At 45.2% G+C, this 4,809-nt stretch carries 4 protein-coding genes; all 4 read left to right on the top strand.

Annotation, left to right across the window (positions count from 1 at the left end; all coding sequences use genetic code 11):
• The first annotated feature begins 188 nt into the window (after nucleotides 1–188).
• The 4 genes from WFH18_RS16800 to WFH18_RS16785 all read left to right on the top strand — a co-directional run bounded on the left by WFH18_RS16800 (nucleotide 189) and on the right by WFH18_RS16785 (nucleotide 4,554).
• Nucleotides 189–2,156 carry an AI-2E family transporter gene (locus WFH18_RS16800; protein ID WP_004782579.1) on the top strand — a complete coding sequence of 656 codons (1,968 nt, stop codon included), beginning with the start codon at nucleotides 189–191 and terminating at the stop codon, nucleotides 2,154–2,156.
• A 281-nt stretch (nucleotides 2,157–2,437) separates the two neighbouring features.
• A complete protein-coding gene (locus WFH18_RS16795; protein WP_004782578.1) occupies nucleotides 2,438–3,535 on the top strand; it encodes a catalase family protein in 1,098 nt (365 codons plus the stop codon).
• A 213-nt stretch (nucleotides 3,536–3,748) separates the two neighbouring features.
• Nucleotides 3,749–4,195 carry an SRPBCC family protein gene (locus WFH18_RS16790; protein ID WP_004281784.1) on the top strand — a complete coding sequence of 149 codons (447 nt, stop codon included), beginning with the start codon at nucleotides 3,749–3,751 and terminating at the stop codon, nucleotides 4,193–4,195.
• 11 nt (nucleotides 4,196–4,206) lie between these two features.
• A complete protein-coding gene (locus WFH18_RS16785) occupies nucleotides 4,207–4,554 on the top strand; it encodes a DUF488 domain-containing protein (protein WP_103801045.1) in 348 nt (115 codons plus the stop codon).
• Nucleotides 4,555–4,809: the final 255 nt, after the last annotated feature.

The raw sequence follows: 4,809 nt of genomic DNA, 5'->3' as shown, positions 1-4,809 counted from the left end.
TATACTGTCACTTAGGCAGGCTGGACACTTGATTTCTAGAGTTATTCGCATTTCTCTATTTTATCAAAATCCAACCTGCTTTTTTTCAGCATACTTTTTGAAACACCACCAAAAGTTTTACTTCTGGGCCGAGTGTATGGGACGGCGCCATCACGACCATTGATACGGTAGAAAGTTCGATATAGGACGTGACTCCAGTTGAACAAACCCAGGGGGTGCAGCAGGTGCAGGTGGTTGGGCAGCAAGCCAGTACCACTGAAACGGCAATGCAGTGGGGCGCGAGGATCTTTCATCCCTTGGCCACAGTCGGGATTGTTTTTCTGTTTGTGGTACTGATTTTACTCAGTCGCAAAGACTTGCATGACCGTTTGTTGAAATTGCTGGGCGGCAATTTAAACGTCGGTACAGATGCACTGGATGATGCCGCAGACCGGATTGGAACCTATTTGCGGATGCAGTTGTTGGTGAATGTCACTTTCGGTATTCCCATGGCGGTGGGCTTATGGCTGATTGGTGTGCCTGCTGCGATTATGTGGGGAATTGTCGCGATCGGAATGCGCTTTTTACCCTATGTCGGGCCCATGATCTCGGCCTTATTTCCCATTACCTTGGCATTTGCGGTTGATCCGGGCTGGAATATGGTGCTCTGGACCATTGGGCTGATTCTGTTACTCGAGCTGATTAGTAACAATGTGATTGAACCGTGGTTGTATGGCGAAAGTACCGGTCTTTCCACTTTGGCGATTATTCTTGCGGCGACATTCTGGACTACGCTATGGGGGGCTGCTGGACTGATTCTCTCGACGCCATTGACGGCGTGTTTATTGGTATTGGCTCACTATATTCCGGCATTGGGATTTATCAAAACCCTGATTGGTAGCGAACCGGTACTGACGCCACCGGAACGCTTTTACCAGCGCCTGGTTGCCGATGAAGTAGAGGATGCCCTTGAAGTTGCCCAGGATTATATTCAACAGAAATTGCCGAAAAAGCCCAGTGAGGAAGTCGTCGTTCGTAAGGTCAATGCCTTTTATGACGACGTTGCCATTCCCGCCATTCGTTTGTTTTCGCAAGGACATAGTACCGAAGCCAGTGCCGAGCACCGTTTAAGAATGCATCAGGGCTTAAAGTTGTTTAATCATGATTTCCAGCAAAAGTACCCAGCTCCAAATACAGCTGGTCCTGCGCAAGTGGTGTGCTTGGGGGCGCGTTGGGAAATTGATGTATGGGCATCTTCCATGTTGGCCCATGGTTTAAACTTAAGAAAAATTGCCGCGCAAAGCCATAATGAAGTACTGATTCAATCAAAAATGGATGTGCTTGAATCCTTGCCAGAAAATACTCAGATGCTTTGCATTTCCATGTTTTATCGGCAGCCTTTGGCACAAATTCGCTTGTTGAATCATCGCATCCGTAAACGTCTGCCGAATATTAAAATTATTTTTGCCACCTGGGGCAATGTCAGCGATGAATTGCGGGACGAGATTCAAAACCGTTTTCAACCGGATGCCGTGGTATCCACGGTGAATGAATTGATGCTGAGCATTGATGCGCTGATGCTACAACAAGGTAAAAATCCTGCACGTGAATTGCTTGCGGAAAATGAACCGGAACGTTTGGCGGCCTTGCATGAACTGCAATTGCTTCAACCTGAAACTTTACTGATTTATCAGCAGTATATTGAAGAAGCCTGCCAGGCATTTAACGTGAAATATGCGCAAATTTCCCTGGTTGATGAAAAATGGGTGAATACCCCAGCCAGCCCGCTGGCAGATGAAAATCAAAATCCGATAGAGGCACGCATTCCCCGGGAAGAATCCATTTGTACCCATCTGGTTCATCAGAATGAAGCACTGATTATTGAGGATATAGACCGAGATCCGCGTTTTACCCATAACCCGGAGTTAAACAGAAATAAAATCAAATTTTATGCCGGTGTACCTTTACGTACTAAACAAGGTCTGGTGTTAGGCAGCTTTTGTGTTCTGGATAAGCAAATTCGGCAGATGAGCGAAGATGATCTGGTGTTATTAAACCAGCTTGCAGACGATTTAATTCAGACACTGACGAGTGACAAGGCGCAAACCCAAAAGCTAGAGGAAATTGCCAAGTTACAACAAGCCAAGGGTGGCTCTCTTCAGGATTTTTTAAGCTAAAAAAAGGCTAAAAGCGAAAACAAAACTCATCTTCCTGGAAAATGAGCTGGATCTCCCGACGAAGCATAAGCATGAAACTTGCAAAGTTAAATCACTTTTCAATTTTTGACGTGCTCTATTTTTTCACCTCATCGGTCTTTGACTCGGTCTGCATGTCGTATTTACCAAAGACCCTCAAAGCATTAACCAATGAATTAACTTGTAAAGCGAACTCCTTGTTAGATTAATACAAAAAATTCAGTGCAATTGATCCATATTCAAAAAATCAAAAGGAAGCAAGTATGAGTGCGAATTATGTGAACTATCGTCCCGAAGTAGAGCAAAAACAGGAAAATGAAGAAGAGGATATTCTGCATATTACAGAACAGATGGCACAGACCAATAACCAGGTTTTTGACCGGCACCGTCATGCGGTTCGTGATGCACATGCAAAATCCCATGGTTTCTTAAAAGGCATTTTGACCGTTCCTGAAAATTTGCCGGCTCATTTGGCTCAAGGGATTTTTGCTCATCCGGGCTATTATGACGTGATGGTACGTCTATCGGCTGCGCCCGGCGATCTGCATAGCGATAAAACTCCGGCTCCGCATGGTTTCGCCCTTAAAATTTTAAATGTGCCGGGACAGCGCTTATTGCCGAATGATCCAAGCGATGGTCATCATCAGGATTTTCTGATGGTCAATATTCCGGTGCTGACTTTTGGAACAGTGCGTAAATATAAGCAAATGCTGCCTTTTATTACGGAAGCAGAACAGGCGCCTGAACCGGTTATGCGTAGCTTGCGTCAGGTGATGCGCGGCGTAGATTATCTGGTAAATCGCGCAGGCTTTCCCGCACCTGCAAGCTTAAAAGGTCTGGCGCGTAGCCAGCATCATGTATTGGGCGAAACCTATCATAGTATGGCAGCGCTTCGTTATGGCGATTATATTGCCAAAATCAGTGTCGCACCCGAATCTGACTCGGTGAAGAAACTCACCGGTATCCAGATGCAAATCAATGATGATTCCGCTATTCGTGACATCGTCCGGGATTTCTTTCAGAAGAATACGGCAGATTATGTGATTCGTGCGCAGCTATGTACCGATTTGAGGACTATGCCCGTCGAGGATGCGGCTGTGCTGTGGAAAGAACAGGAATCACCGCATCAGGTCATTGGTCATTTGCACTTTCCCCAACAGGATACTTTCAGTCCGGCACGTCGGGTGTATTCCGATGACGTGCTGTCTTTTAACCCTTGGCATGGCGTGACAGAACATCAGCCATTGGGTTCCATTATGCGGGTGCGTATGCAGGCATATGAACGTTCATCGTCTTTTAGGCATCGCATGAATACCCAGCCGCGTACAGAACCGCATCAGATTGATGACATGCCGGATTAAGGGGTTTATGTTCGGATGCCAGAATTAAATTAAAGCTATCTGCTTGAGCACAGCTGTTTTTAATGTAGAAATATTCTGGAAGCTGTTGAGCATTTTTCAGTAGAGCTAAATGCAGTGAAAATCCACTCTGAATGTCATACCAAAGCCATACAGAGCCAGGAATCAACAGCAGTAGACTTAAGCACACAAAACAACAAAAAGTGAGAAAAACAAATGCCCAGTACAGTCAAACTTCACCGTGTATTCACTGCACCCCCAGAACGGGTGTTTAGAGCCTTTACAGATCCTGATGCCTTGGTGAAATGGATGGCGCCGCATGGTTTTACCGCCAAAGTCCATCATCTTGATGCGAAAGTGGGAGGCAGCTATAAAATGTCCTTTAGCAATTTTACCACCGGTACCAGCCAGTCTTTTGGCGGAACCTATCATGAAATTATGCCTAACCAGTTGTTGCGCTATACCGACCAGTTCGACGACCCAAACTTACCCGGTCAAATTGACGTCACGATTCAGCTCCACCCGGTTTTTGTGGGCACGGAAGTGCATATCACCCAATCGGGTATTCCAGATGTGATTCCGGCAGAGGCCTGTTATCTGGGATGGCAGGAATCCTTGCAATTGCTGACTTTATTGGTCAATGCCGAAATTCCAGATCAATAAATAGATGACCCATGCAAATTCAAATCAAGCGTGCCTATGCCGAAGTTTTAGCGTCAGATGGTAAACGGATTCTGGTCGATCGACTTTGGCCCAGAGGCATCAAAAAGCAGGATGCTCAAATTGATATGTGGCCCAATGAAATCACGCCCTCGACTGAACTGCGCAAATGGTACGCGCAGGATCCTGAACATTGGGAGATATTTCAACAGCGCTATACAGCGGAACTTGTTCAGCAAGCCAAGACATTGCAGCAAATTCGGAAGATCGCTGAGCAGGAACAAGTCACTTTAATTACTGCAGCCAAGAGCATAGATTATAACCATGTGATTGTACTGAAACAGCTTTTGGAACAAGGCTGATCTTTATCTTGTCTGCTTTTATTCCATGGAATAAGTAGGGTTTTAAGCAAGAGATTGACTTGTAAAATGCTATAGTAGAGTTTTTGGTGGTGTTTTAAAAAGTATGCTGACATTAAATGAAGCCATTATTGATGTAAAAGAAGGCTCTGTACACGACAAATTTCACAGAACCCTTATCCTATCAGGATTCTGCCTTCTTAAAATTGCCAAAATTTCCTTAAACTCTTCTTTTTTCCCAAAACCAATTAAACGCTG

It is taken from the genome of Acinetobacter sp. USHLN143 (assembly GCF_037145695.1).
GTDB classification, from domain to species: Bacteria; Pseudomonadota; Gammaproteobacteria; order Pseudomonadales; family Moraxellaceae; genus Acinetobacter; species Acinetobacter fasciculus.
The sequence above is the reverse complement of the archived record's forward strand: the minus strand, read 5'-3'. Positions and strand labels throughout refer to the sequence as shown.